This window comes from Micromonospora sp. WMMD1155, from assembly GCF_029581275.1.
Taxonomy (GTDB): domain Bacteria; phylum Actinomycetota; class Actinomycetes; order Mycobacteriales; family Micromonosporaceae; genus Micromonospora.
In genome coordinates this window covers 2,272,534-2,290,619 of sequence record NZ_CP120742.1, presented here as the reverse complement: position 1 = coordinate 2,290,619, position 18,086 = coordinate 2,272,534, and the positions used below count along the sequence as shown (strand labels likewise).

Sequence of the window (18,086 nt, the reverse complement as noted above, 5' to 3'; positions counted from 1 at the left end):
CCACTCCCGGTGACGGTCGGGGCACAAGCTGTGGATGGTGATCTGGCATCCTCGACCCGAACAGGCATTTCGCACCGGGCCTGTTTTTCATATGGTGTAAGTCCCCGGCGGCGGAGGTGGTTGTGCGCGACCCCTTGGCAGAACCTTCGGACCTGATCCGCAGCGTGTCCCGAGCACTGCGGGTGCTGGAGTCGGTCGGTCGCGCCCCGAAGGGCCTGACCGTCAAGCAGATCGCCAGACGGTGCGAGTTGACCGTGGCCACCACCTACCACCTGGTCCGCACCCTCGCCTACGAGGGTTACGTGATCCGCCGGGAGGACGGCACGTACATCGTGGGGTTGGAGGTGGCCGACCGGTACCGGGAGCTGGTGACCGCGTTCCGGGGCCCTCCTGCGGTCGGTGAGACCCTCCGGCGGGCCGCCCTGGACACGGGCTACAGCCACTACCTCGGGCGTTTCGTCGGCGGCCAGGTGGCCCTCACGGCGGTCGCCGAGGGGCACCGCTCGCCCTACCTGGAGGATCTGGTCCCCGGCTTCGACGAGGGGGCCCACGCGACGGCCCTCGGCAAGGCGCTGCTCGCCACCCTCAGCGTCGACCAGCGCCACCGCTACCTGCGGGAGTACGGCATGCGCCCGTTCACCACCGCCACGCTGACCACCGCCGAGACGTTCGAGGCGGACCTGGCCGCCGGCGACCGGCGCGGTATGCAGTTGGAGATGGGGCAGTTCCGTCAGGGGGTGGCCTGCGCGGCGGTGCTCGTCGCGCCGGAGAAGGACATGGAACGCCGCGTCGTGCTGGCGTGCGCGTTGCCGGCCAGCGAGATGATGACCTCCGCCCGGGTGGTCCGCGCCAAGCTGCTCACCGTGGCCCGCAGCGTCGCCGACGGCATCGCGTCCGACACCTGACCGCAGAACCGCAGAAGCCCTCTCCCCGGCTGGGAGAGGGCTTCCGGGGGCGGTCCAGCCCCGGACCGCCTGAGCAACGTCAGCGACCGGCCGGCCGCGGGTGCGACGTCAGCTGCCCACCGGGCCGCCGTCGAGGCGCCAGGTGACCACCACACCCGGCTTGGCGTAGTCGCCGTCCGGCCAGGTCGAGGCCGGGTTCTCCACCGAGGCGCCGGTGATCTCGCCCGGGTGCTGCACCGCGACGAACACCGACCGGTTGTCACCGGTGATGAACGGGCCGCAGGTCTCCGCGCCCAGCGGCACGGTCAGGAACTGCTTGAGGTGACCCCGCTCCGGGCCCTCCACAGCCGTCGCGAACAGGCCGTCGTTGCTGCCCAACGCGTTGCCGTCGGTGGAGATCCACAGGTTGCCGGTGGCGTCGAAGGCGACGTTGTCCGGGCAGGAGATCGGGGACACCTTGGTCTTGTCGTACCCCGCGAAGAACGTCGACGCGTCGGTCGGGTCGCCGCAGACGATCGGCAGCGACCAGGCGAAGGTCTCCGAGGTGTTGTCGCCGCGGTCCTCCACCAGCTCCAGGATCTGCCCGTGCTTGTTGGCGTTGCGCGGGTTCGCCTCGTCCGGCTTCGGGTTGCTGCCGACGCCACGGTTCGTGTTGTTGGTCAGCGCCACGTACACCTTGCCGGTGAGCAGGCTCGGCTCGACGTCCTCGGGACGGTCCATCTTGGTCGCGCCGACCTTGTCACCGGCGAGCCGGGTGAAGGTGAGCACGTCCGCGGCGGTCATCCCGTCGACGAACGAGCGGTTGCCGCTGACCAGCTTGATCCAGCGACCCCGGCCGTTGAACGCGCCGTCGACGGGCAGCTTGCCCGAGCCGTCGATCTCGGCCGCGCTGGTCTGGTCGAGCTGCGCCACGTAGAGCGTGCCCGACTCCAGCAGGGTCAGGTTGTGCTTGCGGGCAGCCCAGGAGTTGCCCTTCATGAACTTCTGGTCCGAGACGAACTTGTAGAGGTAGTCGAACCGCTCGTCGTCGCCCATGTACGCGACCACGCGGCCGTCCTTGGCCACGATCACGTTCGCGCCCTCGTGCTTGAACCGGCCCATCGCGGTGTGCTTGCGCGGGCGGCTCTCCGGGTCGAACGGGTCGATCTCGACGATCCAGCCGAACCGGTGCGCCTCGTTCGGGTGCTTCGCCAGGTCGAAACGCTCGTCGGCGCGCTCCCACTTGCGGCTGCCGCTGGGGTACCGGCCGGCGGTGCTGATGCCGTAGCGGTCCAGCTTCGGCTTGAGCTCGGCCGGGGCGGCGTCGGCCCCGACGAAGTACTGGTTGAAGTTCTCCTCGCCGGACAGCACGGTGCCCCACGGGGTCACGCCACCGGCGCAGTTGTTCAGCGTGCCGACGACCGTACGACCCTTGGGATCGGCGGCGGTCTTCAGCCAGGCCGAGCCGGCGGCGGGGCCGGTCAGGTCGAACTTGGTGCTCAGCGCGGTGACCCGCCGGTTGTACGCGCGCGGGCCCTTGCCGACCGGCTTCCACTGCCCGGTGCCCGCGACCCGCTCCACCTCCACGACGGACATGCCGTGCGCGGCCATGGCGGTGCGCAACTGCTCCACGGAGAGCCCGTCCAGGCCGGGGAAGCCCGGGAACATCAGGTCCTCGTTGGTGTACTCGTGGTTGACCACGAGCAGCGCCCGCTTGCCCTGCTTGTCCAGCGGCAGCACACCCACGAAGTCGTTGTTGTAACCGAACTGCTTGGACTGCGCGGCGGCGGTCTGGTGGTGCACGTCGAACTCGGGCGCGCCCGGCAGCACCGGGTCACCCCACTTGATCACCACGGCGTGGTCGTAGCCGTTCGGCACGACCAGGGTGTCCAGCTTGTTCGGCGGAATCGGCTTGAAGGTCAGCGCCCCGTTGCCGACACCGGTGCCGGGGCGGCCGAAGCCGAACGCCTCCGGCACGTCCGGGGTGGTGGGGGCGGCCACAGCGGGCGCCGCGCCGGCGAGCGCGCCCGCCGCCGCGCCGCCGAACCCGAGGACCAGGGCGCCGACCGCGCCGGCCCGGACCACGCCGCGCCGCGAGACCTCCGCGTTCACCACGTCACCGAAGTACGCGTTGTCCGAGGTGTTCGGGACCGGGTGGTCGCAGGCGTTGCCGCAGCGGTACAGACAGGTCATGGCGTCACGGGTGCCATGGCGGTTGCCGGTCAACAGGGGGAGCAGCCGGGGGCGGTCGCTCATGGGAGAAGCCTCCAGAGGGTCGGTGGCACGACAGGCGGCGTACCCGCCGGACGCTAGGAGGACGTGGTGAGCGGTCGTCGGCCGCGATGTGAACCAGGCATGAACACCTCTCCGGGTGACAACCGCCTGACCTCGAGCTGAACCGTTCGGCGTGACCGCACGTATTCACGGGCGGACGCACCGCCGGACGCGCGCAGGAAGCGAGGAGACCGCCATCAGCGACCACGACGCCCAACTGCTGCGCGCGCTGCACGACGAGCACGCGGAGGCGCTGTACGCCCACGCCCTCCGGCTGGTCAACGGGGACCGGCAGCGCGCCGAGGACCTGGTGCAGGAGACCCTGCTGCGGGCCTGGCGACACCCCGAGTCCCTCGACCCGAAGCGCGGCTCGGTGCGGTCCTGGCTGTTCACCACCGCCCGCAACCTGGCCATCGACGCCTGGCGGCGGCGCTCCACCAGGGTGGGCGAGGTGTTCACCGACGACCTGCCCGAACCACCGGAGGTGATCGACGAGGCCGAGCGGGCGGTGGAGGCGTGGACCGTCGCCGAAGCGCTGAACCGGCTCAGCCCCACCCACCGGGAAGTGCTCGTCGAATGCTTCTACCAGGGGCGGTCGGTGGCCGAGGCGGCGTCCCGCCTGGGCGTACCGCCGGGGACCGTGAAGTCCCGCACCCACTACGCGTTGCGGTCTCTACGGTTGGTCCTGGCCGAGATGGGGGTGACGGGATGACCCGGTGCGAGTTCGCGTACGACGACGGCGCGTACGTGCTGGGTGCCTTGGCCCCGGCCGAACGGGCGGCGTACGAACGGCACCTCTCCGGCTGCGCCTCCTGCCGCGAGTCGGTCGCCGAGATCGCCGTGCTGCCCGGGCTGCTCGGGCGCCTGGACCCGGCGGGGTTGGAGCAGATCCTGCCGCCGCCCGCCCCGCCGCGGGTTCCCGCGCTGCTCGACGAGGCCCGGCGTCGCCGGCGTCGGCAACGTTCCGCGGACCGGCGGCGGTACGCGCTGACCACCCTGGCCGCCGCGGGGCTGGCCCTGGTCGTGGGTGTCGGTACGGCCGCGGTGCTGCCCCGACCGGTGGCACCGCCGCCGGGGGCGCAGAGCACTCCGGGCCCGCAGGTCTCGATGGTCGCCATGCGGCCGGTGGCCCAGGCCGGGCCGGTGCACGCCGACATCGGGCTGGTCGGCACCAAATGGGGCACCCGGGTGACCATGCGTTGCGGGTACGACGCGCGGACGAGCTACGGCAAGGCGTACCCGTTCCGGCTGGTGGCGCGCGGCCCGAACGGTGCCACCGAGCAGATCGGCTCCTGGCTCGCGGCCCCCGGTGACGACCTCAGCTTCACCGGTGCCACGCGGTTCACCGACGCCGAGTTGACCAGCGTGGAGCTGCAGAAGGCCGACGGCACGCCCCTGCTCACCTACGCGGTCCCCTAAAAGCCCGCCCGCCGCCGCGCCCGCCCGCCGCCGCGCCCGCCCGCCGCCGCGCCCGCCCGCCGCCGCGCCCGCCCGCCGCCGCGCCCGCCCGCCGCCGCGCCCGCCGCGTCGCATTGCGCGTCGCCAAGATCCGCGCAACATCAGGGATGTTGCTGCCTCCCGCGTGTCGGAGGCAGCAACATCGGGGAACTTGCTCGGATCTTGGGCGCGGGGCGCGGGGCGCGGGGCGCGGGGCGCGGGGCGCGGGGCGCGGGGCGCGGGGCGCGGGGCGCGGGGCGCGGGGCGCGGGGCGCGGGGCGCGGGGCGCGGGGCGCGGGGCGCGGGGCGCGAAGCGCGGGGCGCGTGCCCGAACTAGGACTGGGCGGGCACCACGACTCCACGATCGACTGTGGGTTCGGGTTGGCGGGACCGGGTTGCGCGGGAGGTGCGGACGGCGTCGGCGGTGAACACGATCAGGGCCAGCCAGACCAGTGCGAAGCCCGCCAGACGGGCCGGCGGCATCGGCTCGTGAAAGATCAGCACACCGCAGCCGAGCTGCAGGATCGGTGCCAGGTACTGAACCATGCCGAGGCTGCTCAGCGGCAGCCGGTTGGCCGCCCCGGCGAACATCAGCAGCGGGATCGCCGTGGCCGCACCGGCCAACACCAACAGCGCGGTGTGCCCGGCCGAGACGTGACCGAAGGTCGAGTCGCCGGTCGCGGCCAGCCAGACGAGGTAAGCGAGCGCGGGCAGCGCCAGCACCGCGGACTCGACGAAGAGCCCTTCCGCCGGCGGCAGCCCCAGCCGCTTCTTGACCAGGCCGTAGCCGGCGAAGCTGAACGCCAGGGTCAGCGCCAGCCAGGGCAGCCGACCGTAGTCGACGGTGAGCACCACGACCGCCGACGCGCCGATCCCCAGCGCCACCCACTGCGCCGGGCGTAGCCGCTCCCGCAGCACGAGCACACCGAGCAGCACCACGACCAGCGGGTTGATGAAATAGCCCAGCGCGGTCTCCACCACCCGGCCGGAGTCGACCCCGTAGATGTAGGTGCCCCAGTTGACGGCGATCAGCGCGGCGGCGGCGACCATCCCGGCCATCGCCCAGGGGCGGCGCAGCAGCGCCCGCAGGAAGCCGACGTTGCGCAGCGCGCCCAACAGCAGCGCCACGAACACCACCGACCAGACGACCCGGTGGGCGAGGATCTCCAGTGGGCCGGCCGGCCGCAGCAGCTTGAGGTAGAGCGGGAAGAAACCCCAGAGCAGGTACGCGCCGAGGCCGTAGAGGTATCCCAGGCGGAGAGACGTCACGCCTCCACCGTAAGGGGCGTACCGCTGCTTTGTTCCTTTCCGGTGATCGGGGTCACCGGCTGACGGCGGTCGAGGATCATCCACCGCGCCGGGACGTCCAAGGGTGTGAAGCCCTCCCTCGCGTACACCTCGTGGGCGTCGTTCGTGATCAGCAGGATCCGGAGTACGCCCAGCTCGGCCAGGTGGTCACGGGCTGCGCCGACCATCCATCCGCCCAGCCCCCGACCCCGGGCGGCGCGGTCGACGTACACGTCGCAGAGCCAGGCGAAGGTGGCACCGTCGGTGACCACCCGGGCCACCGCCACCTGGCGGCCGTCCTCGGGCCGGTAGACGCCGAACGGCAGCGAGCCGGCGAACGCCCGATCGGTGACGGCCCGGTCCCGCCCGAGTGCCCAGTACGCGTCGGTCGACAACCAGTGGTGCACCAGCTCCAGATCGAGCCGGGCGGGATCGGTGCTGAGCAGATGGCCATCGGTGCTGGTCAGTGAGAACATCACGTGACGTTAACCGTCGAGATGGGCACCGACGGCGGCCAATTCCCGAAACGTGGTCAGCGGCCCGCCCCGGCGGCAAACCGGAGCGGGCCGATCCGGTCGGCGGTCAGTCCCGGTCGAGGACGGCGCCCAGGATCCAGGTCACGATGCTCACGAAGAGGGCACCGAGCACGGCGGCCGGCCAGAAACCGTCGACAGTGAACGGCAGCCCGGCCTGGTCGGCGATCCAACTGGTGAGCAGGAACAGCAGCCCGTTCACCACCAGCGCGATGAGACCCAGGGTCAGCAGGTAGAAGCCGCAGCCGACCGTCTTGATGATCGGCTGGAGAACCGCGTTGACCACGCCGAAGATCACCGCCACCAGGAGCAGCGTGGTCACCGTCTCGACTGCGGAGTTCGAGTCCAGAGAGATGCCCGGAATGAGGAGTGTGGCCAGCCAGAAAGCCAGCGCTGTGCTGGCCAGCCGAATCAGCAGACCCTTCAGAAAACCCATGGCGGGGATCGTGCCACGGACCACGCACCGACGTAACCCGGCAGTTGACCATCCTGCTGGATCAGCCGCGCGCCGGTCGACCGATCAGTTGCGATTCGATCGGAGTGGGGGAGAGCAGTGCCCAGCGCAGCGCTCTGCGGTTGACCACGGCCACCATGTCGTCCCGGATCCGGGTCAACCACTCGGCCGACCCACCGAGCCCCAACGCGGTGCCGGCCAGCGCCGCCTCGGTGGCGTTCAGCGGTTGCAGCAACGCCAGGTCGGCCCGGCTCAATGTGCCCACGTCCGCCGGGGTCAACTCGTCGCGTACCACCAGGGTGGCCCGCCACGGCGGACCCGCCTCGGTGTCGGCCGGCGCCGAACCCGCGTCGACGACCAGCAGCAACGGGCGAAGCGCACTGCCCACCCCATCGGCGACCGGCCGACCGGGCGGGATCAACGGGATCGTCCCGCCCGGGGCACCCACCCCTCGGACGAACGGTTCCCAGGCGCGCGGCCGGGAGGTCTGCACCACCACGAGCGCACCGAGGGCCAGGGCCCGCAGCGCCACCAACTGGGCGGCGCGCACCCCGCCGACCAGCAACACCCGGGTGCTCTCCGGCCGGAACAGGCGCACGGTGACGGCTCCGCCGTGCCGGTTCGTGCCGACCATCAGTCCCGCGTCGCCCAGGGTGAGTTCCCAGTCGTCCATTGCGGGACCGGTAGGTGTCTCGCGGGCCGCCAGCGCCAACGGCAGTGTCGCGCCGAGCCCGCTCAGGTGTGCGCCGTCGAGCCGTCGCAGCTCACCGCCGAGGTCGGCCACCAGACGGGTCAGCGCCTCCGCGGCGGTGGCCAACTCGGTCGCCGTGCCGGCGGCCAGACGTACGGCCATCTCGCTCGGCAGCCCGGCGGCGGCGGTCGGGGTCGAGCCTGCGGAGACGGACACGGTGGTCGCGGTCGCCGGCAGCGCGAGCAGCCGGGGCACCAGCAGCCGTCCACCCGCGCCGTCCGGCCAGCGGACCAGCCGGAAGGTGGCCTGGAGCAGCGCGCCGGACCGAAGTGCGGGCCAGGACTCCCGAACCGGGTGACCGTCGTGATGAGCCAGTTCGCCCAGTACGCGCAGCGCCGACGGCACGCCGAGCGGCCGCGCGGCCAGTGATCCGAGCCGACGGACGATCCGGCGTACCGTGCCGGCGAGCACCCGGCGCAGATCCTCGCCGGACCAGCCGTCCACCCGCAGCACCCGCACCGCGAGCACCGCACGTCCCCTCCCGGCGAGTCGCCCGTCGGTGAGTTGGCGGTACGACGTGCCGACCGTGCCGGCCGCCGCCGGTACCGGTGCCGGTGCCCCGCTGAGCAGCAGTTGGACCCGCAGCGGGGGTACGTCCGGCCCGGCCGGAGGCAGCAACGCGGACGGTGCGGGAATGGCCCGGGACGCGTCGCCCAGCAGGTCACCGGGGTCTCCGAGCTCCAACAGCACCACCATGCCCGTGGTGTCCTCCAGCACCGCCGCCGGCCCACTGGTCAGCTCCGTCGATTCGAGGACGGTTCCCGGAGCGACCAGTTCGAGGAGTTCGGACGGCCCGGCCGGTGCGGCCGGCTCTCGGCGACGGGTCACGTGCGCGGTGGCCGTGCCCAGCCATTCGAAGAGCCAGCGGCCCCGGACCCGGACCACGGCCACCGCCACCACCAGTGCGGCGGCGAGTGTCGCCGCGACGGTGACCGGCGTGGACCGGCCGAGGGTGGCCAGAACGAGCGCCGCCGCGACCTGCGCGGCGACGAGTTGACCGGCGCGCACCCGCACGCCGGTGCCGCGGCCGGATGGCGGCCGTCGGGCCGGGGACCGGCGAGGAAGCGCCTGCCGGTCGGCGAGAGCCGGGCTGCGGTGGGTGGGCGGGTCGATCTGCCGCGGCACGGTGTCGGGCCCGCGCCGGGCCGGTGCCGCCCGGTGCGGTCCTCCGGTGGTGATCGCCGGCACCGCGCCTCCTCGACCTGTGGGGAGCGTGTCGGGCGGGAGGACGGCCGGCCGGCCGTCACGCGCCGCGACGTGGCTGCAGCACATCGTAAGTGACCGATGGCTCCCGTGGTTGTCCACAGGGGAGCGGCAGGGGGTAGCAGAACTGCTACGAGGTCGCTACCGTCAGCCACGAAGTTCGTCGCTGACCCGTGTCTCAGTGCTCGACGGCCGGGCCAAGCGGACGGCGCGTCCCCAGGGTGGGCGTGTCGAGAGCCAGGTGCGAGCGGAGAGACGAGGTGACGTCCGGGTGTCCCAGACGCAGGCAGAAGCCGCGGTGATGCAGCAGACAGCCGCGAAGTTCGAGCAGGTGGACCAGTCGTTGCAATCCATGCTGACCGGCCTGCTGGCCGAGCTGGAGGTGTTGCAGCAGGCCTGGCGTGGCGCTGGTGGTCGATCGTTCGAGCAGGTCAAGCAGCAGTGGTCGCAGGACCAGGCGGCGCTGCATCGGGCGCTGCGGGAGACGGCAGGCGCGATCCGCACCGCCGGCCGGCAGTACGACGTCTCCGACGACGAGGCCGCGAGCCGGGTGACCGGCACCAACCGTGGCGGCATCCAACTGCCGCTCTGATCCCGCCCGGGGAGGAATTCCGATGGACAATGGTGTGCTGGTCGTCAACTTCGCCGCGCTTCAGCAGGCCGGCGCGGACATCCAGAAGGCGCTGAACAGCCTCGACTCGCAACTCGGTCAACTCGAACGCGACGCCGCTCCGCTGGTGGCGAGCTGGACGGGCGAGGCCCGCCAGGCCTACGAGCAGCGGCAGGCGCGGTGGCGGTCCGCCTCGCAGGACCTCCAGGCGATGCTGCGCGACATCAAGGTGGCGGTGGGGGACTCCGCCTCCGACTATCTGGACACCGAGAAGAAGAACACCGGGCTGTTCCAGTGAGTGCGGCGAGCCGGGGGCGCTGACCATGTCCAGGTCGGTGCCCCGGCCGCTGCGCCGCAGCGGTCGGGGCAGTGCGCGCGGCGATCGGTCTGCGAGGTCAGGTCTCGGCGGCTGGACGCCAGCGTCGGCGGGCACCGCGGGGCAGCACCAGCGCGAGCAGCACCACTGTGGCCGCCGTCGCGCCGACCGTCGCGCCGACCACCAGGGCCCGGTCCCGTGCCGACGCCCGGCGGGCCTGGCGGGCGAGCAACGCCGGATCGGCTCGGTCGTCGGCGAGCGCGGTGACCTGCCGAGCGTCGGCCGCACGGCTGCCACCGGTCTCGGTGACCGCCCGGTAGGGGTTCAGCACGCCGGCGCCGTACCCGCCGCCGCGGCCCACGCCGGGAGCCGGGTCGGCGGTGGCGACGATCCGTTCGGCCACCTGGGCGGCGGTCAACTCCGGTCGGTACTCGCGCAGCAACGCGGCGGTGGCGGCCACGAAGGGCGCCGCGTAACTGGTGCCCTCGACCTGGTGGTGGCCGGCGCCGGGCGCGGCGGTCAGCACCTCGCTGCCCGGTGCCACCAGGTCGACGTACGGGCCGGTCTGGGAGAAGGTCGCCCGCCCACCGTCGGCCCCGATCGCCCCCACGCCGAGCACCCCGTCGTAGCCGGCGGGAAACGGTCGGGGGTTGCCGCTGTCGTGCAGGTTGCCGGCGGCGGCCACCAGCACCACGTCCCGGTCGACCGCGTACCGCACGGCCGAGCGCACCTCCGGGTCGTCCGCGTACAACACCACGGACAGGTTCACCACGTCCGCCTCGTGGTCGACGGCCCAGCGGATGGCCCTGGCGAACTCGTCGGCGCTGACCGTACGCCCCGACTCCCGCCCCTGCACCACCTGCTGCTCGCTGACCCGCACCGGCAGGATCCGGGCATCCGGAGCGAGGCCGTGGAAGGCGATCCCGGGGCGGGGTGCCGCCGCGATGATGCTCGCCACACCGGTGCCGTGCCCGGCGCAGTCCCGGCGGCCGTCCCCGCCCGCGTCGAGCAGGTCGGTGCCGGCCAGCACGCGCTCGGCCAATTGAGGGTGCACCCGATCCACCCCGGAGTCGACCACCGCGACGGTCACCCCGGCGCCGGTGGCCAGGGGGGCGAGCCGGGTGGGGTCGTACCGTCGCTGGGGCCACGGTGCGGCGGTGACCGGCCGGGCCGGGGTGAGGGTGGTCGCGCAGGCCGGTGCCACGCGCAGCCCGGCGGTGGCGGCGACGGTCGGGAGGGCCGGCACGGTCAGGAGGCCGGCGGCCAGACCTGCGAGGACCGGGTGCGTGATCGATCGAGACATCGACAGCCTCCGTATCGTGTCGGCTCCGGGACGGGATGTTATCGCCTCACCCGCGCCCCGGCAGGCCGCCGACGGCCAGCCATTGTGATCTTGATACCACCTTGTAGGTTGTACGCGATACCTGTGGCCTGTTCTCGGAAGGGGAGGTGGCCGTGACCGAATGGGAGCCGGCCACGGAGGCCGAGGTGGCGATGCGCGACGCGCTGCACGCCAACGACCAGGAGCTCTACTTCCGGCTTCTGTCCCGCACCGACCTGCTGTTGCCGGTCTCCGCCCCGACGCAGCCCGGCCAGCCACCCTCCGGCTGGGGCACCTGGACCACCGGCGGTCGGACGCACGTCCTGGCCTTCACCTCCGGCACCGCGCTTCGGGCGTGCCTCGGCGACCATCCGGGCAGCAACCGACGCGTCCCCTTCGCCGATCTGGCGGTCGGCTGGCCCAACCAGGAGTGGTGGCTCGCCGTCAACCCGGGCCTGCCGGTCGAGGGTTACCTGCCGGCCTGGTTCGTGGCGCAACTCTCCCGAGGGGATGTGCGGCTGCCCGGCCGTGCGATGGGTGCCCGCGCCCGCCTGGAACGGGCGGAGACCCTGGCCCGCACCCGGGCCGGCTCACCCAGCGGGGGCACCGCGCCGGCCGCTGGTCGACCTCTGGCAACCGGTGCGTCCCTGGTCGGGTCCGACGCGACAGTGGCTCCGAGCCAGCCTCCCTCGGTTCCCGCTGCCGCCGTTCCGCCCGCCCCGGTTCCGCCCGCCTCGGTCCCTCCGCGGAGGCCCGCGTGGGGTGCGACGCCCAGGGTTGGTGCCCAGTCGGTGCCGGGTCCGGCGGCCCGCCCGCCCAGCCCTGCCGAGCCGTCGCGTCGGCCCGGCGAGGAGGGCCTGCCCGCCGGTCAACGTCCACCGACCGAGCCGCCTCGACCGAGCGCACTTCCCCGCACCGGCCGGCCGTCCCGGTTCGCACCGTTGAAGCCGGCCGACCATCCCGGCACCGACCCGTCGAGGCCCGCTGCGGGCTGGCCCGCACCGGATCGGCCGGGCGACGACGGCTCGGCCGGGGGCAACGGCAACGGTGGGCCGCAGGGGGCCCGTCGCTCCTTCTTCGAACCCAGCACCACCCGGGATCGCGGCCTCGACCCGAGCGCGGCCCAGGCCGGTGACCGGGCCGCCCCGCCGACGCGTTTCGGGCGAGGCAGCCAACCCTTTCCCCGTCGCCGACCGGCCGAGGGGCCGGCCGACGAGACCGCGACCCGGGCCTTCCCGATGGGCGATCCGGACGCCACCCGCGCATTCCGGCAGCCCCCGGCCGACCTCGGCGCATCCCGAGGCGTACGCACGCCGGCACCCGCTGACGAGGTCACCCAGCCGCTGCCTCCACGCCGACCCGACACGTCGGCGGAGGAGCCCACCCGCGCCTTCCGGATGACCGCCGAGCCGCCGCTGACCCGGGCCTCGCAACGGCCCGGCCCTCCGGCGGAGGAGACCCAGGCGATCCCCCGCAACCGACCGAGCCCGTACACGCAGGTGGACGATGGGTCGACGTCGGCTGCGGAGCCGGTGTCCGGCCCACCCGCGCCGCGCCGTGGCTTCACGCCCATCGTCATCGAGGGCACCATCATCGAGTCCCGCGACCTCACCGGTCCGGTCGAGACCGACACCCCGGCCGACGCCTTCCACCGGCCCAGCGGCCCGGCCGACACCGCTCCACCGCCCTACGGCGCAGCGCCCTCCGGGCCGGGCATGTTCGGTCCGCAGTCGTACAGCCCGACCCAGCCGGTGCCGAGCCCGCCCACCCCGCGCCCCACCGTTGCGACGGAGACCGACGGTGTCCGGGCCGACGGGCCGGCCGGTGGCGGCCACGCGTACCCCAGCAGCCCGACGGTCGACCTGTCGAACACCGATCCGCTCCCTGGCGACGACAGCCGCACCGTGGGCGACGACGGGCGACGCCCGCCCGCCGAAGACCCCGCGACGGTCGACTTCGAGCCGGCCAACACGGTCGAGGAGGACCTGCTCGGCGCGGCCGGCTCCGGCAGCACCGACACGTTCCTGTCCACCCTGCTGCTGGCCCGCGTCCTGCTGCCGGCGGCACCGGATTCGCTGCGCGGCAGCCGCCCCGGGGACGCGGGCTTCGTCTGGCGTACGGCGCAGCTCGACGGCGAGACCTACGTGGTCGTCTACACGTCCCCGGAGCGTCTCGCCGACCACTTCGAGGGTGACGTCGACACGGTACGGGTGAAGTTCGCCCAACTGATCCGACGCTGGCCGGACGAGGACTGGTCGTTCGCCGTCAACCCGGGCACACCTGTCGGTGCCAAGCTGCCCGGTGAGCAGATCGTCGCGTTGGCCAACTGGGCCGCCGAGGTGGGGCTCGGCGACGACCTGGAGGTGGACCCGGAGGAGACGCCCGCCGTAGCGGAGCCCACCGCCCGCCCCCGGTACGCACCGGCGGCGGTCGACCCGACCCGACCGACGGTCATGCAGAAGGCGATCGCGCCCTCTCAGCTCGCCTACTACCTCGACCGGGGGTACGACCGGGTCTCCGGCTTCGTGCACCGGGCCGGCGAGCTGGCACACCTCACCACGCCGGCTCAGGTGCACGACGCGCTCGGCCTCAGCTACCCCGGTTCGCCGTTCTCCCGGGACGCCGAGGAGATCTACGTGCTGCGGTGGCCGGCGCACCGGCCGAGCCTCTACCGGATTCCCTACGGCGGCCAGAACGAGTCGGCGATGCGTGCCATGGAGGGTTGGGTCATCGAGCGTCCCCCGTTCCGGGGCAACGGTTTCGCCCCGGGCGAGAGCAGCGACGTGGTGGCGGAGTTCAAGGTGGACAGCGCGCGCCTCCCACACGGCGCGCAGCTCTGGCGGATCGGCGCGGACGGCACCGAGCGGGTCGTGGCGGAGCTGGACACCGACACGGTGGTCTGGCGACGGGTCGGTGAGGCGTGAAGCGCGACGGTTACGTGGCCCGTTGGCAGGGCCGGGAATACCAGGCCAGCCCGGACGGCGACGACATCCGGCTCTACCAGCCCGAGCCGGGCGAGGGCTTCGAGGAGGTCCGCGCGGGCCGCTACGTCCGCGTGCTGCCGGCGAGTGAGATCGAGGATCTGGCGTACGTGCGGACCACCTGCACCTGGCAGGGGCAGCCGTTCATCGTGCTCGGCGAGCACGACGCCTGGCTGCGGGTGGAATACACGGGTGGGCGCTGGCCGGTGGCGGAGGCGATGCGGCTGGAGGTCTTCGACTTCGGCGTCTACCAGGGTTGGGCGCCCGCCGCCGAGGTCACCGACCTCCGGGAGCAGCGGGTCTGACCGGTCAGGTCTTGGCCCATCGCAGGATCTCACCGAGCACCAGATCGGGCGCCTCCAGGTGCGGGAAGTGCCCCACCCCGTCGAGCAGCCGCCACTCGTAGGGGGCGACGACGTAGCGGCCGGAGCCCAGGGCGGTACGCGGTAGCGAGGCGGCGTCCAGCGCGCCGTGCAGTTGCAGGGTCGGGGTGGACAGCGGCTTCTGCATCAGGCGGACGAACCGGTAGCCGTGCAGCCGCAGCAGCGAGCGGAACGCCCACCGGTATCCCTCCAGGGCGCAGAACGCGGCCTGTGGAATGCGCATGGCCTCCCGGCACCGCTCGGCGTACGCCGCGAAGTCCGGCCCCGCCACCCACCGTGGCCCGCCCCAGCGGCGCAGGAGTTCGGCGACGCCTGCCGCGCCGTCCCGGGTCAGCACGTGTTCGTAGCGGGGTAGCTGGAACTTCAACGCCGGTGTGGAGGCGGTGAACTGCCCGCGCGGGTCGGCGAAGATGGCGGCGCGCAGCCGCAACGGGTGCGGTGCTCCCAGCACCACGAGCCGACGAACCAGCGACGGGTGGAACGAGGCCACCGTCCAGGCCACCATGCCGCCGAGGCCGCTGCCGACGATCGTCGCCGACCGTTCGCCGAGCGCTCGGATCAGGCCGGCGATGTCGGCGGCGAGGGTGTAACCGTCGTACCCCCGGGGTGGTTTGTCGCTGGCGCCGTAACCGCGCAGGTCGACGGCGACCGCCCGGAAGCCGGCGTCGGCGACGGCCGGCAGCATCTGGTGCCACGCCCACCAGTGCTCGGGGAAGCCGTGCAGGAAGAGCACCATCGGCCCGGTGCCGGCCTCGACCACATGGAACCGGGTGCCGTTGGCGCCGACGAAGCGGTGCGTCCACGGCCCCTCGGTGAGGACACAGGACTCGTCGACGGTTCCACCGCGCTGGTCGGTCATGGCAGACAGCCTAGGACCCGGTTGCCGCCGCCGACCCCGGTGGTCGCGTTGAACAGGGGAAAGCCCCGGGTTCGACCCGGAGTCGAGCCGGGGGTTCCCCGACAGCGGAACGGGCGACGCCCGGGCAGGTGGCCTGCCCGGGCGTCGCTTGGTGCTGATGGACCAGTGGTCAGCTGACCCGGATCTTCATCGAGGTGCCGTCCTGCTCCAGAACCTTGATCTTGACACCGGTGGCGGGGAGCTTGACGCCGTGGTTCGGCAGCTCCTCGTAGAAGTACTTCTTGGTGTCGTCGAACAGCGGCTCGGCAGCCTGGCCACGGATGTACTGCGGCTGGCTGTTGAGGTGCAGGGTGAACGAGTCGGCCTTGTTCAGGCTGAACGGTGCGTCGTACACCTGGATGCGGGCGCGCCACGGAGCCCCGGACAGGTTGTAGATCGGACGCGGGCGCGAGTCGATGTACAGGTTGCGACCCTCACCCGGGTGACCACCCGGGTTGGACGCCGACGCCGGGGTGGTGTTGTTGTCGGAGAACCGGGTGTTCCAGTACGAGATGAGCAGGCCCTCCTGGTACGCGTAGTGATCCACGTAGTCAGGACGGGTGTTCGCGTAGCCGAAGAAGTACGGGCCGGTCTTCAGGTACTTGTCGTACGAGACGTACGACCGGTTGCCGGCGATGTAGAAGTTGTCGAACAGCCGGGTGTAGGTCGCCCCGACCACCTGGAACTTCTCCAGCGCCCAACCCGCGTCGGTCTCGGCACCGTCGCTGAGCACGGTCTGGCCGTCGGCAGTCACCGTGATCGCGTCACCGAAGAAGCCGCCCTCGGAGACCCCACCGTCGGTGACGTAGTGCAGGCGGACCTGCGCCGTCTTGCCGGCGATCGACGTCAGCGGGATGTTGATGTCCGCCCACGCGCCGTTGCTGGTGCCGGCGAGGGCCGGGCGACCGGCACCGTCGACGCCGATCGGCTGGCCGTTGACAGTGCCGTCCAGGTCGGTCCAGGTCTGACCGCCGTCCGTCGACGCCTCGAAGTAGAGGTAGTCGTAGCCCGCCTCGATGGCGTACTTGCCCTTGAGCGACAGCGCCGCCGAGGACTTGCCGGTGAGGTCGAACGTCCTCGTCATCTTGCTGTCGAGGTTGTCCTCGTTACCGGAGAAGTACTGCTTGGAGCCTTCGAACGGTGCGCCGTAGTTGAAGGTGTACTCCCGCTGCGGCAGCACGACCACGGCGGCCTGTGCCTTCGCCGAGTTGTACTCCTGCGGGCCCAGCTCCAGCGTGCGCTTCTGCCCCGCCACGATCACCTCGTAGTCGAGCCAGCCGAGCTGGAGCTTGTTCCAGGCACCGAGGTCGCCGCCCCGGTCGCCGATGCCGACGTCGTTCTTGGCACCGAGCCGGCTCTGGGCCATCAGGGTCCAGTGCTCGTTGTTGTTGTCGCTGGGGCCGTAGTCGTCCGGCAGACCGAGGTCGTGGCCGTACTCGTGGTAGAAGACGCTACGACCGCCGTTCTCCGGCTGGATCGTGTAGTCGCGGATCCAGACGCCGGTGTTGCCGATCTGCGTGCCGCCGATCGGGAAGTTCGGCGGGCCCACGGGCGAGCTGTTGAACGCCGACCAACGGTGGCTCCAGATCGCGTCCTCACCCTGATGCGGGTCACCGTCGGCCTGGTCGCCGCCGGAGTGGACGATCTGGAAGTGGTCGATGTAGCCGTCCGACTCGTTGAAGTCGCCGTCGCCGTCGTAGTCGAACCGGTCCCACTGGTCGAAGGACTTCATCTCGGCGGCGATCTGCGCGTCCGTCCGGCCCTTGGCCTTCTGGTCGGCGACCCACTGGTTCGCGGCGTCACGGATCAGCGCCCAGGTGTTCGAGCAGACGCTGTCCGCGCAGACGGCGGGGTCGTTCGCCGGGTTGTTCACGTCGTCGTCCGCGATCGGGTCGTCGGAGCGACCGTAGCGGGCCTCGTTGTACCGGACCTTGACCCAGTCGGTCACCTCACCCTCGACGGTGTAGCGACCCGAGGACTGCGCCTCGTAGTACTGCTTGAGCGACTCGTCGCCCGGGTTGGTGCCGAAGTAGAGCTGGCGGAAGTGGTCCGGGCTGAAGTCCGGCTGCCAGATGGTGGAGTTGTCCACGGCCCGGTTGGGCTCGGGGATCTTGTTGTGCAACGGCCCGTCGAACGTCGTCGGTCCGGCGACGTCCGGGTTCAGGTCCTTGTCCGGGTACGACGGGTGCCGCTCGTCACCGAACTCGGCCAGGATCACGAAGATCTTGTCGGTCCGCTCACGCTTGAGCTCGACGTACTGGTCCTTCGTCGCCGCAGCGCCCGCTGCCGAGCGCGACTTGGCGTTGGTGCCCGCCTTGCCGACCTGGCCGACCTTGACGACAGTGCTGCCGTTGCGCTCGATCGGCTTGCTGCGCCCGCTCAGCACGTCGGCGAGACCCTGCTCACGCAGCTCGCGGCGCTTGTCCTCGAGCTTGTCGGGCAGCTCATCCTTCAGCGCCTGTGGTTCGGCAGCGGCCGGTGCTGCTGCCGGCAGTTTGGGCTGCGGGGCCGCCGAGGCGGACGGGCCGAACGCCAGGCCCGTCGCCGTCAGTGATAGCCCGAGCAGACCCACTGCGACTTTGCGCACGTGGTACCTCCGGTGTGAGGGAACCGGCCCAACGGGGGTACGGGCCGGTGGGAGATCGATCCCACTAGTGGGACCAATGGTGAACATAGACACTGCTGGGACGGGTGGGAAGACGGACGCGTCGATTTGTTGCAAGATTTTGTTGGGAACGCTTTTCACCGTCACAC

General features: G+C 72.1%; 15 protein-coding genes. 7 read left to right on the top strand and 8 right to left on the bottom strand.

Annotated features, from left to right (window positions below; genetic code table 11):
* Positions 1 to 122: 122 nt before the first annotated feature.
* Positions 123 to 905 (top strand): IclR family transcriptional regulator C-terminal domain-containing protein, encoded by a 783-nt coding sequence (locus O7617_RS10260; RefSeq protein WP_282263096.1) that lies wholly within the window; start codon positions 123 to 125, stop codon positions 903 to 905.
* Between the two features lie 108 nt (positions 906 to 1,013).
* On the opposite strand, the gene O7617_RS10255 is transcribed toward O7617_RS10260, so the two are convergent.
* Positions 1,014 to 3,140, bottom strand: coding sequence for a PhoX family phosphatase (locus O7617_RS10255; protein ID WP_282263095.1), 2,127 nt, complete (start codon positions 3,138 to 3,140; stop codon positions 1,014 to 1,016).
* A 214-nt stretch (positions 3,141 to 3,354) separates the two neighbouring features.
* Between O7617_RS10255 and O7617_RS10250 the strand changes: the two genes are divergently transcribed.
* Positions 3,355 to 3,870 carry a sigma-70 family RNA polymerase sigma factor gene (locus O7617_RS10250; protein WP_088986748.1) on the top strand — a complete coding sequence of 172 codons (516 nt, stop codon included), beginning with the start codon at positions 3,355 to 3,357 and terminating at the stop codon, positions 3,868 to 3,870.
* On the top strand, positions 3,867 to 4,577 hold the full coding sequence (locus tag O7617_RS10245) for a zf-HC2 domain-containing protein (protein WP_282263093.1): 711 nt from the start codon (positions 3,867 to 3,869) through the stop codon (positions 4,575 to 4,577). The genes O7617_RS10250 and O7617_RS10245 overlap by 4 nt, the downstream gene beginning before the upstream one ends.
* A gap of 351 nt (positions 4,578 to 4,928) precedes the next feature.
* Here O7617_RS10245 and rarD read toward each other — a convergent pair whose 3' ends face one another.
* From rarD to eccE, 4 genes are all read right to left on the bottom strand, one after another.
* Complete coding sequence (gene rarD, locus O7617_RS10240; RefSeq protein ID WP_282263092.1) at positions 4,929 to 5,864, bottom strand: EamA family transporter RarD; 936 nt, start codon at positions 5,862 to 5,864, stop codon at positions 4,929 to 4,931.
* Positions 5,861 to 6,358 carry a GNAT family N-acetyltransferase gene (locus tag O7617_RS10235; RefSeq protein ID WP_282263091.1) on the bottom strand — a complete coding sequence of 166 codons (498 nt, stop codon included), beginning with the start codon at positions 6,356 to 6,358 and terminating at the stop codon, positions 5,861 to 5,863. The genes rarD and O7617_RS10235 overlap by 4 nt, the downstream gene beginning before the upstream one ends.
* 106 nt (positions 6,359 to 6,464) lie before the next feature.
* Positions 6,465 to 6,851: a phage holin family protein gene (locus O7617_RS10230; protein ID WP_088986745.1), complete on the bottom strand. Its 387-nt coding sequence runs from the start codon at positions 6,849 to 6,851 to the stop codon at positions 6,465 to 6,467.
* Positions 6,852 to 6,912: 61 nt separating this feature from the next.
* A complete protein-coding gene (gene eccE / locus O7617_RS10225) occupies positions 6,913 to 8,808 on the bottom strand; it encodes a type VII secretion protein EccE (protein WP_282263090.1) in 1,896 nt (631 codons plus the stop codon).
* A gap of 286 nt (positions 8,809 to 9,094) precedes the next feature.
* On the opposite strand from eccE, the gene O7617_RS10220 reads away from it, so the two are divergent.
* Positions 9,095 to 9,415, top strand: coding sequence for a WXG100 family type VII secretion target (locus O7617_RS10220; RefSeq protein WP_282263089.1), 321 nt, complete (start codon positions 9,095 to 9,097; stop codon positions 9,413 to 9,415).
* 22 nt (positions 9,416 to 9,437) lie between these two features.
* The gene (locus tag O7617_RS10215) at positions 9,438 to 9,731 is read left to right on the top strand and encodes a WXG100 family type VII secretion target (protein ID WP_282263088.1); all 294 of its coding nucleotides are present in this window, start codon (positions 9,438 to 9,440) and stop codon (positions 9,729 to 9,731) included.
* A 97-nt stretch (positions 9,732 to 9,828) separates the two neighbouring features.
* Here the strand turns inward: O7617_RS10215 and mycP are convergent, their stop codons facing one another.
* Complete coding sequence (mycP, locus tag O7617_RS10210; protein ID WP_282263087.1) at positions 9,829 to 11,052, bottom strand: type VII secretion-associated serine protease mycosin; 1,224 nt, start codon at positions 11,050 to 11,052, stop codon at positions 9,829 to 9,831.
* 152 nt (positions 11,053 to 11,204) lie between these two features.
* Here mycP and O7617_RS10205 point away from each other — a divergent pair, with 152 nt between their 5' ends.
* The gene (locus O7617_RS10205; RefSeq protein WP_282263086.1) at positions 11,205 to 13,994 is read left to right on the top strand and encodes an SseB family protein; all 2,790 of its coding nucleotides are present in this window, start codon (positions 11,205 to 11,207) and stop codon (positions 13,992 to 13,994) included.
* Positions 13,991 to 14,356, top strand: coding sequence for a hypothetical protein (locus tag O7617_RS10200; protein WP_282263085.1), 366 nt, complete (start codon positions 13,991 to 13,993; stop codon positions 14,354 to 14,356). Before O7617_RS10205 ends, O7617_RS10200 begins: the two co-directional genes overlap by 4 nt.
* A 4-nt stretch (positions 14,357 to 14,360) precedes the next feature.
* On the opposite strand, the gene O7617_RS10195 is transcribed toward O7617_RS10200, so the two are convergent.
* Positions 14,361 to 15,293: an alpha/beta hydrolase gene (locus O7617_RS10195; protein ID WP_282263084.1), complete on the bottom strand. Its 933-nt coding sequence runs from the start codon at positions 15,291 to 15,293 to the stop codon at positions 14,361 to 14,363.
* A 169-nt stretch (positions 15,294 to 15,462) separates the two neighbouring features.
* A complete protein-coding gene (locus tag O7617_RS10190) occupies positions 15,463 to 17,904 on the bottom strand; it encodes an immune inhibitor A domain-containing protein (protein WP_282264696.1) in 2,442 nt (813 codons plus the stop codon).
* Between the last annotated feature and the right edge of the window lie 182 nt (positions 17,905 to 18,086).